Genomic DNA, 25,472 nt, shown 5'->3' with positions numbered 1-25,472 from the left:
TTTAGTAAAGTATTTTATAATGAATTTGAATACTAAATGTTTGAGGGAGATATTTTAATTTTAAAAATTTATTTCTTGAGAGTTTATAAAATTGAATTTCTCTTTAATTATTTAAGATTTTGTTTTTTTTTAAATTGATATTTTAATCAAATTAAAGCAAAATTTGCTTAAGATTGGACGTAATAGCGAATTTTATGATATCTTTTTACAAAGAAACTTTTTATGAAAGTAATTGGTATATTGGTAGGTTTTAGGGTTTTGATTTTATGCCGTTTTGTTCTCATAGTGTCAAAATTAGTTGTATTTTATGAGAAAAAGGTGTTTTGTATTTGTGAGTAAATCTTTTTTTTTTAGAATTTTTTGGATTGTTATTTCATTAATTTGTTTGTTTTTATTTGTTTATATTAATTTTTTTAAGGCTAGAGGGCTTAAATTTTCATCTAATAGAAAAATTGCTTTATTTATTCCTGGCAGTATTACTGGTTCGCCTTCTTATAAGGCAATGTATGATTGTTTAATTGAATTTCAAAATAGTAGAAGTGATATTGATATTGAATTATTTGAATCTGGATTTAATCAGCATGAATGGATAGAATTACTCGAGAAATTATTAAATTCCAAAAATTATGATTTTTTAATAACAACAAATAATGTCATGCAAGGCATTATAGATAAAGTTTCCAGGAATTATCCTTATACTAAATTTTTGCTTTTTGATTCTTTAGTTAAAAATACTAATCCCCAAGTATATTCTCTTTCTTATAACGTTGCCGAAGAAGCTTATTTGTTGGGTTATTATGTTGGTTTATTTTTAAAAGATTCAAATTTAGCAAATCAGAATGTTGCTTTGATTGCTGGACAAGAGTATCCTGTTATGAATAATTATATTTTTCCTTATTTTAAAAATGGTATTAAAGAGGTTTTAGATTCAGAGGTTTTTTTTAGGACTTTAGGAAATTGGCATGATAGTAATAGAGTCAAAGTTTTGACCGAATCTTTGATTTTGGATTCAAAAGTATCTGTCATTCTTCCGATTGTAGGGGCAGCTATTAAGGGTGTTCTATCAGCAGTTCGTAAGCATGGTGTTTTTGTTGTTCTTTTTGATGGTGAGGATTATTTGGATAATAAAGAGAATATTATTGGATCGGGTATTACAAATCAAAGATTATTCTTGGAAGAGGTCTTAAGTAAAGCTATTAAGGATGAGATTCAGTATGGAACTTATAGGGTGCTTGGATTTAAAGATAAGGGGGTTTCATTTAATTTGTTAAATAAATTTTATCTAGAGAGTATAGGTTTGGATCTTAAAGAAAAGCTTGAGGAAAAAATGAGAGAGATGAATGATACTGAAATCAAAATAAATTTAGAATAATTTATGGTAGAGTTTAAAAATATAGTAAAATATTTTCCAGATATTGAGAGACCTATCCTAAATAGTGTCAATTTAAGAATTGAGGAATCTAAAATTTTAACTGTTATTGGGCGAAATGGAGAAGGTAAGAGTACCTTATCAAAAATTATAGCTGGGCTTGTTCGTTTTGATAGTGGTGAGGTTTTTGTTAATAATATTAAACAAAAAAATTGGAATGTAGATGTAGCAAAAAATAATGGTATTTATATTGTATCACAGATTCCAAAGCTTGATATGAATTTAAAAGTTTGGGAATATCTTAGTATTTATTGGTTTGATTCTAAGTTTTTTATGCCAATGAATAGATCTGCAACTTATAGGTATTATAAATGGCTTAAACAATTTTATAATATTATTTTTGATTTAGAAACAAGGATACAAGATTTAAATATTAAAGAAATATATTTTTTGCTTATTATGTCTTCCCTTAAAAAAAATGCAAAGATTATTATTTTTGATGAGAGTGTTGCTTATTTTTCTCAAAAAGAGGCAAAAGAATTTATTAAATTACTTCAAGATCTTAGAAAGATAGGTATTACTTCGCTTTTTATTACACATAGAGAAATTAGCGATGCCATAAAATTTAGTGATGAATTTATTATTTTACAAGAAGGAAAATGTTTTAGAACAACAAATAAAGAAATTATACTTAATAAACTTGAAATACCTTCTGGTAAATTTATTGCTGTAAATTCTAAACGTGGTGAACAAAATGAAGAATTTATAAAATTTAGTTTATTTTTTGAAGATTTTTGGAAATATGATATTAATTTTTCTTTGAAAAAGAGAGGTATTTTGGGCATTGTTGCAGAAGAGGCAGCAATAAAAACTTGGGAAAAGTTATTCTTAGGAAAAATACCATTTGTAGGATGTATTAAAATGAATGGACATCGATATGAAAATGTTGATTTTAATGAGCTTAAGGCAGGTTTTTTGCCTTTAGGAATTGGTAATTTATTTCCTGATAATATCACTATATTGGATAGTTTTTTATCTAAAATAATGAGTTTTGAAAATGAAATTTTTATTAAAAAATCTACCATTAATAAGCTTAAAAAATTTTTTAAAAATGATATGGAATATTGTGATAGTAAGATATTAAAGACTTTTTATTCTAAATCTGTGGCATTCTCTGGTGGAACTTTAAAAAAGCTTGCTCTTTTTAGAGAAAAATATATTACAAAAAGCTTTTTAATTTGTTTTTCACCTCTTAGCAATCTAGATTATAGGGCATATATTGAAACATCTAATTTTATTCGTAATTTTTCTAATGAGAAGCCCGTACTTTTAATTACCCCTAATTTGGATGAATTGTTGTTTTTATCTGATGATATTTTGGCAATAAAAACAGGGGAGGTCGTGTTGAGATTAAAAAGAGAATATGTCGATAAGTCAACCTTAAAGGAAATGTTATTTGTATGAATACATTTAGAAAAGAATATATTTTATTTATGTTTTCTTTTAGTGCGTTATGTATTAGTTATTTTTTTGATGGATTTTTTAGTTTTTCTTACATAAAAGTAATTTTATGGAATTTTATGTTGTTATTGTTAGTTGCAACAGGAATTTCAACTTGTGCTAAGAGTAATAGTTTAACTCTTGGTGATGAGGGTCAGGTTTATTTTGGAGCGTTTTTGTCTTATGTGTTTTGTGATTTTTGTGGGCTTACATACTTTAATTTTATATTAATAATGTTTTTAAGTTCATTATTAGTTGGACTTCTAGGTATAATTCCTTTTTTATTAACATTTTTTTGTGGAGTAAATGGTATGCTTACTGGTCTTTTGATGTCTTATGGAAATCAAAGGTTGGTAGATGGGTTTATATCAAAGCTTTTAAGTTCAAATGAACTTTTAAGTCAAACTAAAAGTATTAATAAAATATTTGCTCGTGATGTTGCTTTGCCATATTTGCTTGTATTTAGTCTGTTAATTTGGGGATGTTATGTATTTATTCATAAAAGAACTATTTTGGGATTAAAACTTGAAATATTGAGTGATCGAAAAACATTAAGTAAATTTTTTAGTATTAATGAATTTAAATATAAGTTTTGTACAGTGTTTACCAGTGCTTTTTTAAATGGTCTTGTAGGTGCAATATTTGTAATTTTTTTTAAGAATTATTTGTTTTTAAGTTTAACTTCTGGACTTGGTTGGAATGGCTTTGTTGTTGCTGTGGTTTCGGGGTTTAATTATATTTATGTGTTATGTTTTAGTTTGTTTTTTGCAATGTTGAACGAATTTAATAATTATCTTAAAATAAATTATTCATTTAAGTATGAATTTATTGGTTTATATCAGGCCATTTCTGTTTTCATTGCATTGTTTTTTATTAATACGGGTAAAAAGTAGGTGTTTAGTATTTTTTTGCATTCTATAATATTTGCATATTTAGCTCTTGGTATTCTTTATACTGAGAGAGTAGGGCTTTTAAATATATCTATAGAGGGAATTTCTTTTTTGTCTGTTTTTTTGACTTCTCTTTTTATATATTGGGGCTATGGAATATTTATTTCAGTGATTATGACAATTTGTATTAGTTTACTTTTTGGTTGTTTTTTATCTTTTATTGCAATAAATGGTTATAATATTTTTATAACGGGTATAGGAATTAATATATTGTGTAATTTCTTGGTTAGAATTTTAATGAGAGCTAATTTCAATTTTATTCCAGGATTTAGTTTAAATATTTCCAATAATATTGCCATTATTTTTTTTGTTATATTTTTTTTTACTTTTTTAAGTTTTAGTATTTATGTAATAAATTATTCAAAAGTTAGGGTAGTATTTGAATTTATTCGTTCAAATGATTATGAAAATGTATTAGGTGAACAGACTAGTAATTATTTTAAGTCTTTTGCTATTTTTGTTTCTGTAATATCGGCAAGTGTTGCGGGTTCATTGCTTGCTATAAATTTTAATGTTTATTCTTATGATTTGGGATTGAATAATGGTTGGCTTGCTATTTGTATATTGTATATTGCATTTGCAAATCCCTGGCTTATTTTGCCAAGTTCATTTTTTATGGTGTTTATTGAATACAAATTTTTTAATCTTCAAGATTATGTTAATTCTTATTTTGCACTTTCTTTACCTTTTTATATGGCTATATTGATTAATGTATTTGCTGCTTTTTTTAGAAAAACTAAATTATTTTAGAGGTTGTTATTTTCATTTTTAAGATTTTTTAAAGTTTTAATCTGTAATTCCAAATCTTCGATTTTAGTTTTATTAAATTCATAAAAAGGAATTTGTTTGATGACATCCAAATTATTTAAAAAGATTGTAAATATGGTATCATCATGTGTTTCTATTTGAAAAATAGTATTCATTATTATATTAAACATTAAATCTTCATCTTGCATTAGATGATAAAATCCTTTTTTTAAAATAGTGTCAATTAATACGTATATATTACTGTTTAATAGTTCTTTATTATCTTGAATAAATTGCATTATATAATCCATTGAATTTCCCAGTTCTCCAATAAGAAAATATGCCCATGATATGTCAAGATAATTTTTTGTATCTTGGAAATCAATTATATGTAGGTAATTATTTGTTTGTTTTATTGCTTTTAACCAATTGTTCATGAGATATTCTAATTCTGAGAGTAATAAATATGCATCAACTTGTTTTGGATCTTGATTGATAATTTGCATTAATAATGCTTTAGATTGATTATATTTTTTAAATTCTTTAAGTAATATTGATTTTGTATAAAGTTCTTCTATTTTATTTATACTGACATCTTTTGTAGAAATTGTTGCATGAATAGTAGTAATTATATTAAACCAAATTAGTATTATTGTGTATTTTTTCATTGGTTATCCTCTTTTATTTTTGTTACAAGCTTGATTATCATATCTTTGTATTTATTAATCAGTTTGTATGAATTTAATTCTTCTATAAATTTATTAAGATATGACGTTGCAAGAATTGAAGAATTTTGGATTGCATTTGATGAGTTGATCATATTACTGAATTGTAATATTTTTTCTTTTACTTTATCTATAGGTTGATTTTTAATTTTTGCTAGTTCATGAATAATTTTATTATCAAAATTTTTTTCTCTTAAAAAGTATATTATAGGTAAACTTTTTTTCCCTTCAATTAAGTCATCTCCAAAATCTTTTCCCTTAACTCCGTCCTTGATATTTTTAATGTCATCTATCATTTGAAAATATGTTCCAATATTTAGGAATGTATTGTAAAGATTTTTTGCTTTATTTTCATTGTTAGTAAGTATTCCTGCTAAAAATCCAGCCATTCCAAAAAGAGAACTTGTCTTATGTTCAACTAAAGATATATATTCTTCAATACTTGGAATATATGTTCCATTATGTAATGTAATATCAATTCCTTGTCCTAAATGAAGATTTGATAGAGTTGTAAAAAAATTTTCATAAATAATTAATTTTTGACTTGTCTTTAAATTTGAAGTTTGTATTAGTTTTGCGGGTAGAAAGTAAATGAGATTTGCTGTATTAATGCTGTTGTCTAATCCATAAATTAAATGAATAGAAGGCTTGCCACGTCTCTTAAGAGCACCATCTTCTATGTCGTCGATAATGAGACTTCCAGAATGAGGTAATTCAAGTAACATACTAAGTTTATATAGATTTTCAGTATCTGAGTTGTTATATCCTAGTGCATGTGCCAATAAAATCATTAGCATTGGTCTGATTTTTTTTCCGCCTCTATTTATTATTTCAATAACAGGTGCTTGAATTGCATTTATTGTACTCTCTTGTATATTAAGTGTTAGTTTTAGGTTTTTGTCTGTAAATAAGTTTAGAAAGTAATCTTTTGAAAATATATTATTGATATTTTTTTCGATTTTATCTAAAAATGATTTATTTTGCATAATTATAATTATAATAAAAAGTATGATGATTAAGTGTGTTTAAGAGAGTTATATGTATAATGTTTTTGATGAATATTCACAAAAAGCTAAAAATGAGGGGTATCTTGCTAGATCTGTTTATAAATTGATTGAAATTGATAAAAAATTTTCTTTGTTCTCTTCTGGTAATATATTAGATATTGGAGCATCTCCTGGCAGTTTTTCTCAATATGCTTATGCTAATCTTAAGAATGGAGTGCTTGTTGCAGTTGACCTTAATGATGTAAATCTTAATTTTACTAGTAATTTTTATTTTATTAAGGGCAATATATATCTTGATGAGGTTTATCAGAAAATCAAAATTTTTTCACCTTATAGTTTGATTGTAAGCGATGCAGCTCCTAGTACTACTGGTAATAGATTAGTTGATACTAGTAATTCTTTTAATCTAAATATCAGAATATTTGAGTTAGCTTGTGAGAGTTTGATGAGAGGTGGAAATTTGTTAATTAAGGTTTTTCAAGGTGGTGAGGAAGAACAGATTTTTTATAAACTTAAGAGTTGTTTTAGAGTTGTTAAAAAAGTGAGACCTAAAGCTGTTCGTAAAAATTCCTTTGAAATTTATTTTTTAGCTAAAGATTTTGCTAAATTATAGAGTTATTTTTAAATTGTTTTTTGTTGAGGATTGTTAAAGTATGTTTATAAAGGATAAAATTATGGAAAAAAAATCTCATTTACAAGTTGCATGTTTTAAAATTGGTAAAGAAAGTTATGGAGTTTCAATAGAGCATATTAGAGAGGTAATTAAAGTACCCTTAGAAGGTGTTTATGCAATACCTAATGTTCCTGATTATATTACAGGTATTTATAATCTTAGAGGAAATGTTATTCCTTTGATAAATTTAAATATTAGATTTAATATTCCTTCTGTTTATGCAACAGAAGAAGATAAACTTTTAGTAGGTTATTTAATAGTAAATATTCAAAATAAACTTTTAGGAATATTTGTAGATAAAGTATTAAAAGTTATTAGTTTTGATGTTTCAAGAATACAAGAGCCTCCTGCAACTTTACAAACTTTTGATAAAAAATATATATCTGGTGTTGTTAAGATTGAGAAAGAAGAAAATTTTGAGAGTGAATATTTAATTTTAATTGATATTGAACGAATATTTGATAAGAGTGAGTTTGAAAAGATTCCATATAAGGAGAATAATGAGTAGTAAAGTTTTAATTTACGTAAATTATTCAAATTTAGATGCTGAAGTTCTTGCTTGTGAGATACAAAGATATTTGGAGTTTAAGTATGGTGTTTTAAGTTTATTTGCAGGAATGAATAAATCTTTATGTGATATATCAAATAAAGATAATTTGATTTTTGCAATAACTTTGGGTGGAGATGGTACTGTTTTATTAGCCAGTAGTTTACTTTTAAAGAATGATATTGATATTCCTATTATTTCAATCAATTTGGGTAAAGTAGGATTTTTGGCAGATATAAAGCCTAGAGACTTTAAAGATGTGATAGATAAGTTTTTTAATAATTCTTTAGTAATTCATAAAAAATATTTACTTTGTATTAGTGCTTATGAAGATGGAAATAATTTATTTACTAAATATGCTTTAAATGATGTGATTATTCGTTCTAGTATTTTAAATAAATTGATTTATGTAAATCTTAAAGTTAATTCAGAAGATTTTCTTTCGTATAAGAGTGATGGAATAATATTTGCAACTCCAACAGGATCAACTGGGTATTCTTTTTCAGCGGGAGGAGCTATTTTAGAATCTGATCTTAAGGCTTTCATTTTAACACCCATTTCACCGCATTCTGTTTATAATCGTTCTTTTATTTTTTCAAGTAAAAGTAAACTGTCACTTGCGTTTCAAAAAGGGTATACATTAAATTCTGCATCAATTTTTGTTGATGGTGTTAATATTGGTACATTTGGGGTTAATATTGTTTTTGAGTTAAAACTTGATAATAAAAGTTTACGTTTTGCATCCTTTTGTACGGATACTTTTGTTAGAAGACTGAAAAATAAGTTATTATAGACTATGGTTTTATAATAATTTATTTTATGTGTCATATATTGATTGAACTTTTTATAAAAAATTTGATTTTAATTAAAAAGTTTTATATGAGGCTAAATGTGGGATTATTTGCATTTGAGGATGAATCTGATAATATCAGGGGTATATTGTTGTTGTCTTTATTTTATTATTTATTTGGTTACAAAATTAAAGATGATGTAATTTCTAATGAAGGATGTAGAGATGTTTTAGTTGCTAAATTTCAAGCAAGTGATGAGTTTAGACGTTGTTTATTTTTTAGGGGAATTTTGGTCAAAGATTTAAAAACAATAATATTTGATTTTGTAAATGTCATTTTGGGTCATTATTATGTCAATGACAAGCCAATTTCTATTTTCGTATTAAATTCGATTTTTAATATGGAATTTAAAATTTGTTTTCAAAATTGGGAATATTTATTTTTAAAAAATATTTTAGATTGTCTTAATATTTTGAATGATTATGTTAATTTAAATATTAAATTAGAAACATATAAATTAGAGTTTAAATCGTATATTAGGTGTTTAAATAGTTATTATGGTTTTATTTTAAAACAAAAATTGTATGGTGATAATATAGAAAAATATGAAAAAACAATTAAAAATGAACTTAAAAGTTATAAATCTATATATAATTCAATCTTAAATTTAAGAAATGTTTTAAACTTGGATGATAATGTTTGTTGTTTAAGAGAGATAATAAAGGTGATTTGTGATGCTGAGTATTTTTTAAAAGTAAATATTTGTTATTTTGAATTTGAAAATTGTTTTAAAAATTTTTACTATGAACTTGAGGATATTGGTCACGATTATAGTGGAGTTTGTCTTGGAAAAGCTTGTGATGAAAATGAGCTTGAATTAGTAGATAAACGTTTATATTTTTTTCCTTGTCTTAATAAAAAATATGGACCAAATTTTAAAAATGTTATAGTGTTAGTAGATAAGTATAGTGAGATTATTAATTTGTTGCTTAATATTGCAACATTTAAATTAGCTAATGAGCAAAAATTAAATGTTTTGTTTGAAAATTTGCAAAAATTATCATTTAGTATTTCAAATATTATAAAAACAGTTGCTTTAAAATTTGCATCGGGAGTAATTGAGATTTTTCATAAATTTAATATGAGGGATGTAAGATTCTTTGTATCAGTATTTGAAGGTAAAATGAATTTGGCAACTGTAGGTGATTTAAAGTTTTTTATTTCTAATTATATTGCTTTAAAAGTGCAATCAATAATGTATAGAGTTGCATCTGTAGGGGAGATTTTAAAAACAATATTGACTATTCAGAGTGTTCAAAGCATTGATGATAATCATATAATAGTTAATGGTATTGATTATGCTATAGAGAGTAAGTTTAATGTAACTTTGGGTAAATATTTGAAAAGTTTATCGCAAAATATGCATATATTTATTGTCACTTATCTTACTAATATTGCAAACTTTTTATATTTTAGTAAAGAAAAGTGTATTAAAAGAGAATTTGTGCTTAAGGAGGTGTCTTTGTTGTTTGCCTATGAGAGTGTTTTAGGAATTGTTAGAATGCTTTATGGTAATATTAGTAATATTAATTTTGGGTATGTAGTAGTCTTTTAAAAGTAATAATTGATTGCAAGTGTAGGTATTTATGGATTTAGTGCATAATGAAAATTATCAAAAAATTTTGTTTATTGATAGTCTTATTTTGCAAACTTTAGATGAAATAAAGAATGTAAAAAAATCTGGTAAAGTTGGGGTGGATTCAAATAAAACCGTTAATTTTATTAATTTAAATTTAAATGTTCTAAGTTATATTTTATCTTTAAATTATTTTTATACAAGGCCTCGATTGAAGGTTAATTATGATTTTCGAACAAATCTTTTTAGTTTTATTTCTGATTTTTCATTATTTGTAAGCCCTTCTTTACTCATATCTCTTAGTGAGCTTGTGTCAAATGGATCTGTTATTAAATTAAATCCTGAAGAGAGATTTTTAATTATTAGAAAATTGGGATATCTTATTGATTTGGGAATGTATTTTAGTAAAGGAGATTCCAAGTCAATTTTTCTCTTAGAAGATATATATTTGAAGTTTATTATCTTGGCAAAAAATTTTATTGACTTTAAAAATTTAGCAAAAAATTTAGTTATTGATAGTCCTTTTTATAAGTCTCAATTATTGCATCTAACTAAATCTTTAGAACTCTTAGAAGAAGGGGCATTTTTATTAAGATCAAGGTATGAAGCAAATGGGGCTTATGGATTGACAGAGCAGATTTTAAATTATATTCAGGCTGGAAAAATTTTAGCTACAGTTACTTCTCAAAAGGAGATGGCTGAAAAATTTTCTAAATTTTATGAAGTATGGTCTGTTAAATTTAAGTCTGATTTAAGCAAAAATAAATAGAATTTAAGGATTGGGAGAGGACGTAATAAATATGCATCTTTATAGAGAAAGTTCAACGAAATTTATCAAAATGAGATTTTTCTTCTTGTCGATTTTTTTGTTGATATTTATCATATTAGTTAATTCTTTATTGCGGGTAACAATTGATGTTTCGACTTCTTATAAATTTAATCATTTTGCAAAATATGATAATTTGGTTGAAATGTTTTCAAATAATAATGTTTTTATGCAAGATCAAATCTTAAATCTAGATTTAAATAAATATTATTATCATGTTATAAATGATCGTTTGGTTAGTTTTTCTGAGTATTATTATGTACTTGGAGAATCCCAAAATAATTATTCTATATATTCTAAAAATACAAATAAATTTTTATTTTCTTTATCATATAAAGATCTTGTATTTACAAAAGGTGATGCTATTTTTGCTTTAAATAATTTATATAAAACTTTAGAAGTTTATGGAGAAGATGGGAGTCAAATTTTTTCTTTTAAATTTGTAGCCTCAATATTAAGTGTTGATTATAATGATGGTGTTTTGGTTTTAGGGGCATCTGATGGAAATGTTTATGTATATAAGCATGGAAATTTTATTTATAGTGGTGATTTATTAGATCTTGGTTTGCCCATTATATGTGTTAAATTAAGCTTAGATAATAAATATTTGTGTCTTTTAAGGCAGAATGAATTTTATTCTTTAGAGGTAATTAATTTAGATCATGGATATAATCAGGTTTTATCTTTAAAAGATTTAAAGATAAAAGATTTTAATCCTTTTTTTAAGATAGATAAATTTTATAATTTGTTTATTAAAACTTTCGATTCCTTTTTAATACTTAATATTAAGAGTGGTAAAACTTTTAGGATTAATGATGAAAATTCTGTTTTGCAAGCTTGTTATGATTCTTTATCAAATACATATAGAATATATTTTTATGATTTAAATAGTAGTATAATCAATATAAGGACTTATTCTGTAAATTCTTATAGGTTGTTTGATAATATCTTTTTCAAAGATAAGGTAAGGTCGTATGTTGAATTTGATAAAGGGATTTTATATTTTAATGATAAGAGTGATTTAAAATACTTAGGACTTTAAATAATGATAATTATTTTTCTTTTTTTATTTAGTATATCTAATTTATATTCATTTTTAGAATTTGGCAAGGATGAAAAATTTTATTTGATTGATGATTTTGGAGAGATTAAAAATGATACTTTAAATATTGGTATAAAATTGAGAGCTTTAGATACTCATTTTTCTATTTTTTCAAATAATTATAAAGTCTTATATTCCAAGAATAAGATAAATGAATATGATAAGAGTGTTTTAATCATTTTTGATAAAGACTTAAATTTTAATTTGGAGTTTTTTGGTGATTTTATTTATAAGGATGATAAAGTTTTTTTAATGGATAATAAAAATTTTGATATCGTAGTGGTTGATCAGTATAATAGACAGATAATTAATCCTTTATTTGTTATAAAAAATAGAAATAATTTAAATATTATTTCTTCTTTTTTTGTGTCTGAACTTTTTTTAAAAAGTAAAGATAATATTGTATTTTTATTAAAAGAAAATGTAGATCTAGATTTAGAGTTAGGGAATTATACTCTTGTTTTGAATTTTTTAAAAAGAGATGTTGCTAAGGAATCAAGAATTCTTACTGGTATTTATTATTTTGAAGTATTATTAAATAATAACAGTGTTTTTCGTATTGATTTTCAAAGTATATATTTAAATGGTAATTCATACGTTGTTTCTGGAAATAAAAATTATAATTTAAATGTTTTTGATTTAAAGAAAAATAATGGAAGTATTAAGATAGATAATCTTGAATTTACTAATGGTAGTAATGAGATTAAAATCAAATATGGGGATGTTTATAATGTCGAAAATAGTTTAACTTATAGGTTTACACTTAATGGGTGACATTTTTCATATTCCTGTGCTTCTTGAGGATGTTATTAATCTTGTAGAAACTATATATTTAGATGATGGATTTGTTTTTGTTGATTGTACTCTTGGAGAAGGTGGTCATTCAAAAGCTGTACTTAGTAAGTATCAAAATATTAATGTGATTGGAATTGAAAGAGATGATGTTGTTTTGAATAGGGCAAAAGAATCTCTTGTAGAATTTAGTAAAAGAATTTCCTATTCTAATACTTGGTTTGATGATTTTTTTTGTAAATATTCTTTACATCGTCGATTTAATTTTATTTTAGCTGATCTTGGTATTTCTATGTTTCATTACAAAGTTGCTGGTAGAGGATTTTCTTTTTTGGAAGATGAAAAATTAGATATGAGACTTTTTCCTTCTGATGGGGGTATTAGTGCTTATGATATTGTTAATACTTTTGATAAAGAAATGCTTGAAAATTTGATTTATGAATTGGGCGGTGAATATTATTCTAGGAGAATTGTTAAGGCTATCTTAGAGTATAGAAAAATTAATAAGATTCAAACCTCAAGAGAACTCCAGAGAATAATTTGTAAAGCGTATCCTAATGTGAAATTTAAAATAAATCCAGCAACAAAAACTTTCCAAGCATTAAGAATTTATGTTAATGATGAGTTGGATCGTTTAAAGAGAAGTTTGCCATTATGGATAGCAAATTTGTCAAAGAATGGAATTTTGGCCATTATTACATTTCATTCTTTGGAAGATAAAATTGTAAAAGAATTTTTTAAAGGTTTGACTAAGGATAAGTATTGCATACTTACTAAAAAACCTATAACCTCAAGTTTTAAAGAAAAACAGTACAATAATGCATCAAGAAGTGCTAAGCTGAGGGCTGTAAAAAAATTATATGAGTAAGATTAAAAGATTTGAAATTGGTTTTTACTGTTTATTAATTTTGCTATTAACAATTATAGTATGTTTAAATATTTATTTTAATTTTAGATATGTTGTAAAGTTACGTGAGTTTGATGAGTTGAATAATGAACAAAATGATATTATTGATGAAAATCTTAGATTGTTGACCATAATATATGAGCTTCAAAGTATTGATAGAATAGAAGATCTTAGTCAAAATTATTTAGATTTAGAAAAAAAAGATAATAAAGATATTAATATTATTAAACGATAATATCTATGAGGATATTTGATGCATATAAAAATTAAAGATATTTTAGATTCTCTAAAGGATGTTAAATTTATTGGTGATGTTAGTAATGTGCAAAAAATTGTATCATTTTATTCACTAGATAGTCGTGAGATAAATGTAGAGAATAGTGAAGTTAGTCTTTATTTTGCTTATAAAGGTGATAGGGTAGATGGATTTTTTTTTGTTAAATATTTAATTGATATTGGTGTTAAATGTTTTGTATGTTCTAAAGATCGGGAACTTTTGTGTATTGAATATTTAAAAAAAGATAAGGATTTAATTTTTTTGCTAACTACTAATGTTGTAACTTGTCTTCAAAATTTAGCAGCTCACTTTATTAAAAAAACACGTTTTAAAAGAATAGCTATTACAGGTAGTAATGGAAAGACTACAACGAAAGAGATGCTTTACAGTATATTGTCAGAGAGATATAAAACTTGCAAAACTTGGGGAAATTTAAATTCAGATATTGGATTGCCTTTGAGTATTTTAAGAACCAAAGGAGATGAAGAGTATGCTGTTTTTGAAGTAGGAATTAGTTATGTTGGAGAGATGAATATCATTGCTGAGATATTAAATCCTGAAATTGTTATTGTAACAAATGTTAGTTATGCTCATATGCAAGCTTTTGAGGATTTAAAAATTGTTGCTTATGAGAAGAGTAAAATTATTACAAAAGATACCAAAATGTTAATTTTAAATGAAAGTTGTCCTCAGTATGTATATCTAGAAGAAATAGCCAAATCTGTAAACCCAAATATCAATATCTTTTATTTTGAATTTCATAATCTTCAAATTAGATCATTTTCATTTATAAATGATAAATTTTCTTATGATTTTACTTATAAAGGATGTGATTATTCCATTTTATTACCCGGGAAACATAATATTTGCAATGCAATATCTTGTATTAATTTAGCTTTATTTCTTGGACTAAGTGAAAATGAAATTCGTAATGGTTTGTTACATGCTGATTTTCAAAAGGGTAGAGCAGAACTTGTAAGAATAAAAGATTATTTGGTTTTAAATGATTCTTATAATGGTAATTTAAGCTCATTTATGGCTTTAAAAGAAATGATTTTAGATCTTGAGATTAAAGATAAAAAAATCATTGTTCTTGGTTCTTTTAAAGAACTTGGAAAATTTGCATATGAGGTTCATAAAACAGCTATAGAAGAAGTTGTTTTAATGAATTTTGATAAGATTTTTTTAATTGGTGAAGAATTTCAAGCAGTTAAGAGAGTTGATAGTCTATCCTCAAATAGTTGTTTATTTTATTTTAATAATTTTGAGAGTTTTATTGATTGTTTTGTAAATGCTTTAGAATCAGGGTGTTTTATTGCGATTAAAGGGTCAAGGACAAATAGACTTGAGAGAGTGCTTGACTATCTTTGAATTAATGGTGGAAGAGAGGATTTATGTTTTGTTTTTTAGGACTTAGATTATTGAAATATATTACTTTTAGAACCGCTTATGCTACTATTTTTGCATTTTTGCTTGCTTTAATTTTTGGTCCATTTATTATCTCAAGGCTTAAGAAATTAAAATTGGATCAAATTTTAAGAAAGGATGGACCAAAACATCATTTAAGTGAAAAAATGGGAATTCCTACTATGGGTGGTGTTCTTATTTTTTTTTGTGTTTTAGTTTCTTTATTTTTTTGGATTCATTTTTTTAATATTTATTTTTTAATTGTACTGTTTGTTATGGTTAGTTTTGCGTGTTTGGGATTTACAGATGATTTGCTTAAAATAAAAAGGAAAAATTCGGATGGACTTAATCCTAAATTTAAGATTTATGGGCAAATATTATTTTCTTTTATTTCAGTTGTTATGCTTTACTATTTTGGTGGAGAACATGTTAGTATACTTTATTTTCCATTTTTCAAATCTCTCAAATTAGATTTGGGAATTTTATATATTCCATTTGGGATGTTTGTTCTGATATCTGCATCTAATTCTTTTAATTTAACAGATGGGCTTGATGGACTTGCTATTGGACTTAGTATTGTTGTAATAGGTGCTTTAATAATAATTGCATATCTTACAAGTAGAGTTGATTTTGCATTGTATTTAAATATTCCAAATGTTAAAGGTTGTGAAGAACTTGTAATATTTCTTGGGGCTTTGCTTGGTGGTAGTTTTGGATTTTTGTGGTTTAATGCATATCCTGCTAAAATAATGATGGGTGATACTGGTAGTCTTTCAATAGGTGCAGTACTTGGAATGGTAGCTTTGATTTTAAAGAGTGAAATTCTTTTTGCAATCCTTGCAGGAGTTTTTGTTGTAGAAACTTTATCTGTAATTATTCAAGTTGTGGTTTATAAGAAAACCAAAAAAAGGGTATTTAAAATGGCGCCACTTCATCATCATTTTGAGGAGCTTGGGTGGTCTGAAATGCAGGTTGTTATTAGATTTTGGATCATAGGTTTAATATTTGCTATACTTGCTTTAAGTACTATTAAGATTAGATAAGAAATTTAGATTGGGAGTTATGTTTGTAGAGAAAACCTCTCTTAGAAAATGTTATTTTCTTGTTTTATTTTCACTTATTTCTTATGGTCTTATTGTATTTTATACATCTTCATTTTTTTTAAGTTTGGAACTTACAGGGGATCCTAATTTTTTATTTTTAATGCGTCTTAAGTATCTTGTTTTAAGTTTGATTGTGTTTTTTATTTTTGATAAGATTTCTTTAGATTTTTTAAAAAAAATAGTTTTTGTTATATTGTTTATAACTTTTGCATTAGTTTTAGCGACTTTTTTTTCTCCTAGTGTTTCTGGAGCACAAAGATGGATATTTTTTAAAGGTATCAGTATTCAGCCATCAGAAATCTTTAAGGTTTCTTTTACAATTTATCTTGCAAATTATTTGAGTAAGTTTAAATTAAAAGCAAATAATTATATTTCTTATTGGCTTAAACCTATGTTAATTTTTGGTATTTTTTGGTTGCTTATAATTTTACAAAATGATTATTCAACAGCTATTTATTTTGCTATTCTTTTTTTTATTGTTTTGTTTATTGCTGGAATGTCATTAGGATACATTTTTGCTATTTTGTTTACTTTTATTCCAATTGCTATGCTGTTTTTATTATTTGAACCTTATAGGGTTGCAAGAATTTTTGCATTTTTAAATCCTTATGATGATCCTTTGGGAAAGGGATATCAAATAATATCGTCACTTAATGCTTTAAAGAGTGGTGGTCTTTTAGGTAAGGGGCTTGGAATGGGTGAGATGAAGCTTGGAAGACTTCCTGAGGCTAATTCTGATTTTATTTTTTCTGTACTTGGAGAAGAATTAGGGTTTTTTGGAATTTTTTTTGCTATTGTATTGTTTTTTTTATTTTTTTATTTTGGATATTTTGTTGCCATTCATGCTAAAACCAAGTTTAAATTTTTTCTTGCGTTTATTTCAAGTCTTGCAATCTTTCTTCAAAGTATCATGAATATTTTAATTGCAATTGGACTTTTGCCCCCTACAGGTATAAATTTGCCATTTTTTTCATCAGGTGGTTCTTCTATTGTTGTTACGATGGCACTCTCTGGTCTTATTTCAAATGTCTCAAGAGATATTGAGGGTACATAGTTTAGAGTAATTGTGATTTAGTTTTAGGTTTATGGGGATTTATAGAAAAATTTTAATTATTTATATTTATGTAATAATATCTTTTATATTACTTGAAATTATTTTTATTATTTTTATTTCTCCTTATTTTTTAATTAGGTATATTAGTTTCAATGATGACATTCATATTTCTAAGGAAGATATATTAAGTATTTCAGGAATTAAGCCTAATACTTATTATTATAATGCTGATATTAGTATTTATGAGAAGAATATTATGAAGGATTTAAGAGTAAAGAATGTGAAGATAAAACTTAAATTTCCTAATATGATTAGCATCAATATTGAGAGAAGAGTTCCTGTGGCTACTGCTTATGAGAATATTAATGGTAGTTTTGTCTATTATTTTATTGCCTCAGATGGTGTTATTTTAGAGAAATCTAAAGATTTGATTTATGATTTGCCTATAATTAGCGGATTGAATTTAACTGGCATTGAAGTTGGTGATTTTTTAGAGGATGGGATGTTAACTATTATAAAGAACCTTAACTATGTTAAAATAAATCAAAATACTTTGTATAATTTAATATCAGAAATTAATTTTTTGAAGTTGAATTTCTATGATTACAAGATTATTTTGTATATAAAGAATATATATAATAAGATATTGATAAGAATGGATATGGATTTAATAAGTGTAATGCATAAGGTATTCATGATATCTAATTTACTTAAAAAAGGATTTGATATTGTTGATTTAAGAAGTGGTGATATCATTTTGTTAGGAGAGAATTAGTGTCTAGGGATTTGATAGTAGGATTGGATGTTGGAACTTCAAAAATTTGTACTGTTGTAGCTGAGGTAAATTTGAACAATCAATTGGAGATAGTTGGAATAGGCACTAGCATTTCAAGGGGTGTTAGAAAAGGAGTCCTTATAAATATTGAGGCAGCTCTTGATTCGATATCGAATTCTATTGAGGCTGCTGAGCTTATTTCTGGGTGTGATATTGCTACTCTTTCTGTTTCTATGTCAGGTAGTAGCATTGAGGGTACTAATTCTCGTGGAGTTGTAGCAATAAATTCAAAGACCAGGGAAATTGGTGATGAAGATGTTGAACGTGTTATTGAGGCTGCTAAGGCAATTGTAATTCCAATGGATAGAGAAATTTTACATGTAATTCCTCAAGAGTTTATTGTGGATGGAATCCCTCATATAAAAAATCCAATAGATATGATGGGAATTCGTCTTGAAGGTGAAGTACATATTATTACAGGATCTAGTTCTTCAAGTCAGAATTTAGTTAGATGTGTAAATAGAGCAGGATTTTCTGTTGATGAGGTTGTTCTTGGAAGTTTGGCTTCATCTTATGCTACCTTATCTAAAGAGGAGCGTGAAATGGGAGTTTTGTTTATTGATATGGGAAAAGGTACAACCGATATCATTCTTTATGTTGATGGTTCTCCTTATTATACAGGAGTAATTCCTATAGGTGCAAATAGAGTGACTCTTGATATTGCACAAGTTTGGAAAGTTCCCGAAGATGTTGCTGAGAATATTAAAATAACAGCTGGAGTTGCCCATATTTCTGCTCTTGAGACTCAAATGGAAAGTGTCATTATACCTAATCTTGGAACTAGACCACCTCAAGAAAAGAGTAGAAAAGAGTTGGCTATAATTATTAGTTCGAGATTAAGTGAAATCTTTGAGATGATAAAAGCCGAAATAGTTAAGAGGGGACTTTATAATAGGATTAATGGAGGGATTGTTTTGACTGGAGGGGGAGTTTTGTTTCCTGGTATTTCTAATTTGACAGAAGAAATATTTAAGTATTCATCAAGAATAGGGTTTCCAATGAATATTAATGGGGTTGGGGAAGAGTATATTGATCCTAAATTTTCTTCAGCTCTTGGTCTTGTTTTGTATAAACATGAGCAACAAAAATTTAATAAGTTGAAAAAAGGAAATAATAAATCTAAAAGACAAGGTAAAATATCTTCAAAATTGAAAGGTTGGTTTTTGAAGGAGTGGTTTTGATTGGTCATGGAGGCATTTAAATGAAAGATTATAATATTATTGATAGTCATTCAAAAAGGTTTGATTCTGCTACAAATCCTACGGTTCTTAAAGTAATTGGTGCAGGCGGTGGTGGTAGTAATGCTGTCAATCGTATGATTGAATATGGAGTAAGAGATGTTGAATTTATTGTAGCAAATACTGATCTTCAGGCTCTTCAAACGTCTATTGCTCCCATCAAGATTGCTCTTGGTGCTAAAGTTACAGCAGGTCTTGGGGCTGGTGGTAGACCAGAAATTGGACAGGCTGCAGCAGAAGAAGACATTGATGTTATTAAAAATCATTTAGCAGGTGCTGATATGGTATTTATTACTGCTGGAATGGGAGGAGGAACAGGAACAGGTGCTGCTCCTGTTATTGCTCAAGTTGCTAAGGAACTTGGGATTTTGACAGTTGGAGTTGTTACTAAGCCTTTTAAATTTGAGGGACCTAAAAAGATGCGACTTGCTGAGCAAGGAATAAATAATTTAAGAAAATCTGTTGATACTTTGATCATTATTCCAAATCAAAAGCTTTTAACAGTTGTTGATAAACGAACTACGATTAAGGATGCATTTAAGAGAGCTGATGATGTACTTAGAATGGGTGTACAGGGAATTGCAGGTCTTATTATTGAACATGGAGAAGTCAATATTGATTTTGCTGATGTTAAGAGTATTATGCAAGGGCAAGGAGATGCTTTAATGGGTATTGGTTATGGCAAGGGTGAGAATAGGGCAGTTGATGCTGCTACTTCTGCTATTAGTAATCCTTTACTTGAGGAAGTTAGAATAGAAGGTTCTAAGGGTCTTCTTGTTAATATAACTGGGGGTGAAGATTTTTCATTGCTTGAACTTGAAGAGATTATGGGAATTATTACTGCTAGTGTTGATGATGAGGCTACTGTAATATATGGACATGCAATTAATTCAAATCTGGATGATGAGATTTATGTTACAGTTGTTGCTACTGGATTTTCTGCTAAAAAACAAAAAGATCTATCTGGAGTTGTTGAGAATAATACTTTAAGTTCAAAAGAATTTGATAGTTTAATGTCAGGTAGTCAAGATGCTTCTGGGGTGACTTATGGGGCTAATGATAATTTTATAGCAAAATCAAAAAATGTGAATTATTTTGAAGATGATATTGATATCCCCACATTTCTTAGAAATTTAAATAAGAAAAATGGCGACAATTGAATGAAGAGATGTGTATCGGTATTTTTGTTACTATGGGTTTCTTGTGGTGATGGAGCTAAAGAAAAATCAAATCTTGGACTTAGAATCAGAGAAGTGGAATTATCTGGTGGTGGTTCATTAGAAAAGGTAGAAGTTTATAAAGAATTTATTGATAGGGAAGAAAAAAATGTTTTAAAAATAATAAATTCTATTGCTAAGAAGGCCAGGTTTTTTATCTTAATTGGTCTTGAGCTTATTAAGCTTGGTCAATATTTGCCTGCTATTGAATATTTAAATAAAAATTTAGAGTATGGACCCGATAATCATTTGTCTCATTTTTATATAGGTGTTTCTTCTTATAATTTAGCTAAGGGAATGCAAACTCAAGACAAGATAGAGGAGTATTTTACTCTTGCTGAAAATTCTTTTTTAAAATCGATATCTCTTAAAGATGATTTTAAGGAAGCAATTTTTGCTCTCTCTACTATGTATGTTTATGATCTTGATAAGCAATTAGAAGCTAAAGGTTATTTAAGTAAACTTGAATTTATGGGAGAAAATTATTTTGAGTTTTTGATGTTAAGAGGTGCAAATTATTATTCTCTTGGTGATTTTAATAATGCTTTATTATTTTATAATAAAGCAAAAAGTAAGGCTTCAACTCAAGAACAGATAGAGGGAGTTAGTAAAATAATAAATGATTTTAAGTAGTTTTTATGTGCAAATTACTTTATGTTGATAATTTAAAATTTTTAAAGAGCAAAGAAAAGCTTAGGATTTTTAATAATTTTGATTTCAATGAACTTTGTAAATTAAGTTTAAGAGATATTTCTAGTTATTTATCTAGAGATTTTAAAAAAATCCATAAGCTTCCAGACCTAAAATTAATAGAGTTGCAACAAAAAATTATTAATAAGACGGGTACAAAGGTTGTAGTTCTTGGGTTTAAAGATTATCCTTTCAAATTAGAGAGAATCTATGATCCTCCATTTGTCATTTATTATAAAGGGAATCTTCCAGATTCTAATTCTGTATCTTGGGCTGTTGTTGGGTCAAGACAGATTAGTACTTTTTTGGCAAATAAAATTAAAGAGTTGTCATCTCATCTTGTTAGGAATAATATCGAGATAATATCTGGATTTGCAGTAGGTGCTGATATTGCGGCTCATATTGGTGCACTTATTGAAAAAAAGAGGACATATGCAGTTATTGCGACAGATATTGATAATATTTATCCAAAGTAAAATAGAAAATATGTTGCTCGTCTTTTAGAAAATGGTGGAGGTATTCTGACTGAGACTTTGCCTTATGAGAAGATACAAAATTATTTTTTTGCAAAAAGAAATAGGATAGTGGCTGGTCTTGCAAATGCTGTTTTTGTTACTTGTGCACCAAAAAAGTCAGGTGCTTTAATTACTGCTGAACTTGGACTTGATGTTGGTCTTGATGTTTATGTTTATGATGTTAATTATTCTGGTGATGGTTCTAGGGATTTATATGATTCTGGAGCCTTAGAAATAAAATCAGTACCAGATCTTTATAAGGTTTTAAATGTTGAGTATAATAAGCTTGAAATTGTTGATGATATGGATAGTTGTTGTATAGGTGGAGATATATCTAGTATGCTTATTAGTGAGTTATTGAATGAAATATCTAAATAGGGAGGGGACGTCGTGAATTTTAAAGGAACCACAGTTATTGCAATAAGAAGGGCAGGAAAGACTGTAGTAGCAGCAGATGGGCAGGTGACTTTTGGATATACTGTTTTAAAATCTAATGCTGTAAAAATAAGAAAGTTGGTTAATGGAAAGATTTTGGCAGGATTTGCAGGTTCGACTTCTGATGCTATTACTCTTTTTGAGAAATTTGAGGAAAAGGTGAAGTCTAGAGAAGATGGAATTATTGATATTAAGAGAGCTGCTGTGGATCTTGCAAAAGATTGGAGAGCTGATAAAATACTGCATAAACTTGAGGCAATGATGCTTGTTGCTGATTCTGATAATATTTTATTAATTTCAGGTACTGGAGATGTTGTTGAGCCTGAAGAGGATGTAATTTCCATTGGTAGTGGTGGAAATTATGCATACTCAGCAGCTCTTGCTTACATGGAAAATAAAAAATTAAGTGCTGCTGATATTGCTTTTAAAGCTTTAAAGATAGCAGCAAGAGTTTGTATATATACAAATTCAAATATTGTGCTTGAGGAGATTGGTTGATGAATAAGATTGAGGATCAAAGTATAGTACCTAGAGAAATTGTTGCAGAATTGGATAAGTATATAATAGGACAGTCAGAAGCAAAGAAATTGGTTTCAATTGCTCTTGTTAATAGGTATATAAGGTCTAAACTTCCTAAAGAAATAAGAGACGATGTTATGCCTAAAAATATTATTATGGTTGGGTCAACTGGAGTTGGGAAAACTGAAATTGCAAGAAGACTTTCAAAGTTTATTAAGGCTCCTTTTATTAAAGTTGAGGCTACTAAATATACTGAGGTAGGTTATGTTGGTCGTGATGTTGAATCTATGATTCGTGATCTAATGAGTATTGCAGTTAATATGGTAAGGGAAGAGATGTATGATTCTGTTAAAGAAGAAGCAAGTAAGCGTGCTGAGGATAGAATCATTGATAAACTTTTAAAAAATTCTGAGAATTCTGAGAATGATAATATTACTGATGAAGAGAAGAGAGTTCGTGATAAATTGAGAGATAAGTTTAGAAAACAGTTAAGAAAAGGTGAGCTTGATGAGAATCTTATCGATGTTTATGTTTCGGGTAAGATGCCTGTTTCTACTATAGAAATATTTTCAGGTGGTAATTTAGAAGAGATTGATATGAGTATTGGGGGTCTTATTAATAATATCTTTGATAGAAAAAAGAGAAGAGAGTTAAAAATAAAAAAAGCTAGAGAGATAATTATATCTGAGGAGCTTGAAAAATTAGTTGATTATGAAAATATTGTAGATATTGCTAAATCACGGGTTGAAAATATGGGTATTGTTTTTATTGATGAGATAGATAAAATAGTTACTAAAAATAGAACTGGAAATGATGTATCTAGAGAAGGTGTGCAGAGAGATATTTTGCCAATTGTTGAAGGATCTAAAGTTAATACTAGGTATGGAATAGTTGATACTTCTCATATTTTGTTCATTGCTGCTGGTGCATTTAATTTATCTAAACCATCTGATTTAATACCAGAGCTTCAAGGTAGGTTTCCAATTAAAGTTGAACTTACAAGTTTGAGTATAGATGATTTTAAAAATATTTTAAAGTGTACTAAAAATTCTTTGATAAAACAGTACATTGCGATGTTTAAAGTTTATAATTTAACCTTAACATTTACTGAAGAGGCAATTGATAGGATTGCTGAACTTACATTTAATATGAATTTTGAGGGAGAAAATCTTGGTGCACGGAGATTGCATGGAGTTATGGAAAAAATCCTTGCCGATCTTTTTTTTGAGGCACCTGGTAGTAAGTTGAAAAAAATTGAAATAAATTTGGACTATGTTGATGAAAAAATAAAAATTAACGAACAAAAAGACTTAAATTATTATATAATATAGTAAAAAACAATTTGTAGTATGAGGATATTAGTTTGGATATTTTTCAAAGATCAGTAGATTTGACACATAGGTATTTAGATGTTCTTGGGTTAAGACAAAGTGTAGTGGCTGATAATATTGCAAATGTGGATACTCCGAATTTTAAGAGAAGTAAGGTTACTTTTGAGGCTGAGCTTGAGAGAGCAATTTTGAATGAAAAGACAAATAATTTGTCTTTGATTAGAGGTAATAATAAACATTTAGATGGTTTTAAAGAGTTAGGATATTTAGATGTTAAACCTCAAAGAATGCTTGATCATCTCTCAACATTGAATAATAATGGCAATAATGTTGATATTGATTCTGAAATGAAAAGTCTTGTTCAGAACCAAATGATGTATAGATTATTTACAAATATTCAAGCTCATCATTTTAAAAGTGTAAATATTGTAATAAAATAAGTTATATAACCTCAAGGAATATTTGTATATGGGATTATTTTCAAGTATTAATACTGCTTCGACAGGTTTGACAGCTCAAAGATTAAGACTCGATGTTATTGCAAATAATATTGCAAATGTGGAAACTACCAGGACTGCTGATGGGGGAGCTTATAGACGAGAGAGAATAATTTTTGCTCCTAGAGTTGTAAGTCCATATTGGAAGGGGCCTTTTGTTCCTGATTATCTTGATAATGGAGTTGGACAAGGCGTCAGAGTTTCTGGTATTGAAAAAGACAAGTCTCCTTTAAAGCTACAATATGATCCAACTCATCCTGATGCAATAAAATCTGGAGAGTTGAAAGGTTATGTGGAATTTCCTAATGTAAATGTGGTTGAAGAAATGGTAGATATGATTTCTGCTTCTCGTGCTTATGAAGCAAATTCTTCTGTAATTAATAGTAGTAAATCAATGTTTAGGAGTGCATTATCAATACTTCAAAATTAAGGAGGTTTGTAGAAAATGAAAGTAGATTCTTTTTTCACAGATAGTAATGTTTATTTAATTCGTAAAAATCCTTTGCATTTTGATAAAAGTTTTTCTGATTTTAGTGTTAAGAGTGAAAAACAAGCAGGAACCTTTAGAGAACTTTTTTTAAATTTGATATCTAATGTTAATAATAGTCAGTTGGATATGTATAAAGTATCACAGCAAGCTATTTTGCATCCAGATAGTGTTGATGTTCATGATGTTGTAATATCAATGGCTAAAGCTAATATGAATTTAAGTATTACAAAAGCTGTTGTTGAGAAAAGCATAAAGGCTTATCAAGATGTAATCAATATTCGTTAAGGAGCTA

At 27.0% G+C, this 25,472-nt stretch carries 27 protein-coding genes and 1 pseudogene; 26 read left to right on the top strand and 2 right to left on the bottom strand.

What is annotated here, in order from left to right; genetic code table 11:
• Window positions 1-331 precede the first annotated feature (331 nt).
• Genes BRE_RS01655 through BRE_RS01640 form a run of 4 tightly spaced genes read left to right on the top strand, consistent with a single transcriptional unit; the run spans window position 332 to window position 4,569 of the window.
• Complete coding sequence (locus BRE_RS01655; RefSeq protein ID WP_041177700.1) at window positions 332-1,372, top strand: BMP family ABC transporter substrate-binding protein; 1,041 nt, start codon at window positions 332-334, stop codon at window positions 1,370-1,372.
• Between the two features lie 3 nt (window positions 1,373-1,375).
• A complete protein-coding gene (locus tag BRE_RS01650) occupies window positions 1,376-2,833 on the top strand; it encodes an ATP-binding cassette domain-containing protein (RefSeq protein WP_012538819.1) in 1,458 nt (485 codons plus the stop codon).
• Window positions 2,830-3,762 (top strand): ABC transporter permease, encoded by a 933-nt coding sequence (locus BRE_RS01645; RefSeq protein ID WP_012538818.1) that lies wholly within the window; start codon window positions 2,830-2,832, stop codon window positions 3,760-3,762. The genes BRE_RS01650 and BRE_RS01645 overlap by 4 nt, the downstream gene beginning before the upstream one ends.
• Window positions 3,763-4,569 (top strand): membrane protein, encoded by an 807-nt coding sequence (locus BRE_RS01640; protein ID WP_012538082.1) that lies wholly within the window; start codon window positions 3,763-3,765, stop codon window positions 4,567-4,569.
• Here the strand turns inward: BRE_RS01640 and BRE_RS01635 are convergent.
• A complete protein-coding gene (locus BRE_RS01635) occupies window positions 4,566-5,234 on the bottom strand; it encodes a hypothetical protein (RefSeq protein ID WP_012538081.1) in 669 nt (222 codons plus the stop codon). The two genes, BRE_RS01640 and BRE_RS01635, sit on opposite strands and share 4 nt — an antisense overlap.
• Complete coding sequence (locus BRE_RS01630) at window positions 5,231-6,277, bottom strand: polyprenyl synthetase family protein (RefSeq protein WP_012538817.1); 1,047 nt, start codon at window positions 6,275-6,277, stop codon at window positions 5,231-5,233. The genes BRE_RS01635 and BRE_RS01630 overlap by 4 nt, the downstream gene beginning before the upstream one ends.
• Window positions 6,278-6,329: 52 nt before the next feature.
• On the opposite strand from BRE_RS01630, the gene BRE_RS01625 reads away from it, so the two are divergent.
• The 22 genes and pseudogenes from BRE_RS01625 to fliE all read left to right on the top strand — a co-directional run bounded on the left by BRE_RS01625 (window position 6,330) and on the right by fliE (window position 25,465).
• Window positions 6,330-6,911 (top strand): SAM-dependent methyltransferase, encoded by a 582-nt coding sequence (locus tag BRE_RS01625; RefSeq protein WP_012538079.1) that lies wholly within the window; start codon window positions 6,330-6,332, stop codon window positions 6,909-6,911.
• Between the two features lie 40 nt (window positions 6,912-6,951).
• Entirely contained in the window at window positions 6,952-7,479 is a 528-nt protein-coding gene (locus BRE_RS01620; protein ID WP_012538816.1) for a chemotaxis protein CheW, read from the top strand.
• Window positions 7,472-8,311: an NAD(+)/NADH kinase gene (locus BRE_RS01615; protein WP_038366170.1), complete on the top strand. Its 840-nt coding sequence runs from the start codon at window positions 7,472-7,474 to the stop codon at window positions 8,309-8,311. The genes BRE_RS01620 and BRE_RS01615 overlap by 8 nt, the downstream gene beginning before the upstream one ends.
• Window positions 8,312-8,409: 98 nt before the next feature.
• Window positions 8,410-9,924 (top strand): DNA repair protein RecN, encoded by a 1,515-nt coding sequence (locus BRE_RS01610; protein WP_232212691.1) that lies wholly within the window; start codon window positions 8,410-8,412, stop codon window positions 9,922-9,924.
• Between the two features lie 31 nt (window positions 9,925-9,955).
• Entirely contained in the window at window positions 9,956-10,714 is a 759-nt protein-coding gene (locus tag BRE_RS01605; RefSeq protein ID WP_012538075.1) for a hypothetical protein, read from the top strand.
• A gap of 31 nt (window positions 10,715-10,745) precedes the next feature.
• Complete coding sequence (locus tag BRE_RS01600) at window positions 10,746-11,813, top strand: hypothetical protein (protein WP_198004623.1); 1,068 nt, start codon at window positions 10,746-10,748, stop codon at window positions 11,811-11,813.
• Between the two features lie 3 nt (window positions 11,814-11,816).
• Window positions 11,817-12,647, top strand: coding sequence for a hypothetical protein (locus BRE_RS01595; RefSeq protein ID WP_012538812.1), 831 nt, complete (start codon window positions 11,817-11,819; stop codon window positions 12,645-12,647).
• Window positions 12,640-13,533 (top strand): 16S rRNA (cytosine(1402)-N(4))-methyltransferase RsmH, encoded by an 894-nt coding sequence (gene rsmH, locus BRE_RS01590; RefSeq protein ID WP_012538811.1) that lies wholly within the window; start codon window positions 12,640-12,642, stop codon window positions 13,531-13,533. The genes BRE_RS01595 and rsmH overlap by 8 nt, the downstream gene beginning before the upstream one ends.
• A complete protein-coding gene (locus tag BRE_RS01585; protein ID WP_012538810.1) occupies window positions 13,526-13,807 on the top strand; it encodes a hypothetical protein in 282 nt (93 codons plus the stop codon). The genes rsmH and BRE_RS01585 overlap by 8 nt, the downstream gene beginning before the upstream one ends.
• 18 nt (window positions 13,808-13,825) lie before the next feature.
• On the top strand, window positions 13,826-15,220 hold the full coding sequence (gene murF, locus BRE_RS01580; protein WP_041178108.1) for a UDP-N-acetylmuramoyl-tripeptide--D-alanyl-D-alanine ligase: 1,395 nt from the start codon (window positions 13,826-13,828) through the stop codon (window positions 15,218-15,220).
• A gap of 23 nt (window positions 15,221-15,243) precedes the next feature.
• On the top strand, window positions 15,244-16,299 hold the full coding sequence (gene mraY / locus BRE_RS01575) for a phospho-N-acetylmuramoyl-pentapeptide-transferase (protein ID WP_012538808.1): 1,056 nt from the start codon (window positions 15,244-15,246) through the stop codon (window positions 16,297-16,299).
• Window positions 16,300-16,318: 19 nt separating this feature from the next.
• Complete coding sequence (gene ftsW / locus BRE_RS01570; RefSeq protein ID WP_038366160.1) at window positions 16,319-17,413, top strand: putative lipid II flippase FtsW; 1,095 nt, start codon at window positions 16,319-16,321, stop codon at window positions 17,411-17,413.
• A 31-nt stretch (window positions 17,414-17,444) separates the two neighbouring features.
• A complete protein-coding gene (locus BRE_RS01565; RefSeq protein ID WP_012538806.1) occupies window positions 17,445-18,188 on the top strand; it encodes a cell division protein FtsQ/DivIB in 744 nt (247 codons plus the stop codon).
• Complete coding sequence (gene ftsA / locus BRE_RS01560; RefSeq protein WP_012538805.1) at window positions 18,188-19,429, top strand: cell division protein FtsA; 1,242 nt, start codon at window positions 18,188-18,190, stop codon at window positions 19,427-19,429. Before BRE_RS01565 ends, ftsA begins: the two co-directional genes overlap by 1 nt.
• 20 nt (window positions 19,430-19,449) lie before the next feature.
• Window positions 19,450-20,646: a cell division protein FtsZ gene (gene ftsZ, locus BRE_RS01555; RefSeq protein WP_012538804.1), complete on the top strand. Its 1,197-nt coding sequence runs from the start codon at window positions 19,450-19,452 to the stop codon at window positions 20,644-20,646.
• Complete coding sequence (locus BRE_RS01550) at window positions 20,647-21,336, top strand: tetratricopeptide repeat protein (protein ID WP_012538803.1); 690 nt, start codon at window positions 20,647-20,649, stop codon at window positions 21,334-21,336.
• A 5-nt stretch (window positions 21,337-21,341) separates the two neighbouring features.
• Window positions 21,342-22,286: pseudogene (gene dprA, locus BRE_RS01545) on the top strand (DNA-processing protein DprA).
• Window positions 22,287-22,298: 12 nt separating this feature from the next.
• Window positions 22,299-22,841, top strand: coding sequence for an ATP-dependent protease subunit HslV (gene hslV, locus BRE_RS01540; protein WP_012538802.1), 543 nt, complete (start codon window positions 22,299-22,301; stop codon window positions 22,839-22,841).
• A complete protein-coding gene (gene hslU, locus BRE_RS01535) occupies window positions 22,841-24,193 on the top strand; it encodes an HslU--HslV peptidase ATPase subunit (protein WP_040236142.1) in 1,353 nt (450 codons plus the stop codon). Before hslV ends, hslU begins: the two co-directional genes overlap by 1 nt.
• A 32-nt stretch (window positions 24,194-24,225) precedes the next feature.
• Window positions 24,226-24,633 (top strand): flagellar basal body rod protein FlgB, encoded by a 408-nt coding sequence (flgB, locus tag BRE_RS01530; RefSeq protein ID WP_012538801.1) that lies wholly within the window; start codon window positions 24,226-24,228, stop codon window positions 24,631-24,633.
• 28 nt (window positions 24,634-24,661) lie between these two features.
• A complete protein-coding gene (flgC, locus tag BRE_RS01525) occupies window positions 24,662-25,120 on the top strand; it encodes a flagellar basal body rod protein FlgC (protein ID WP_014696170.1) in 459 nt (152 codons plus the stop codon).
• Between the two features lie 15 nt (window positions 25,121-25,135).
• The gene (fliE, locus tag BRE_RS01520) at window positions 25,136-25,465 is read left to right on the top strand and encodes a flagellar hook-basal body complex protein FliE (RefSeq protein ID WP_012538058.1); all 330 of its coding nucleotides are present in this window, start codon (window positions 25,136-25,138) and stop codon (window positions 25,463-25,465) included.
• Window positions 25,466-25,472 lie beyond the last annotated feature (7 nt).

It is taken from the genome of Borrelia recurrentis A1 (assembly GCF_000019705.1).
In the GTDB taxonomy this organism is placed as follows: domain Bacteria; phylum Spirochaetota; class Spirochaetia; order Borreliales; family Borreliaceae; genus Borrelia; species Borrelia duttonii.
Note: the sequence above shows the minus strand (reverse complement) of the source record. Positions and strands in the feature narration are given on the sequence as shown.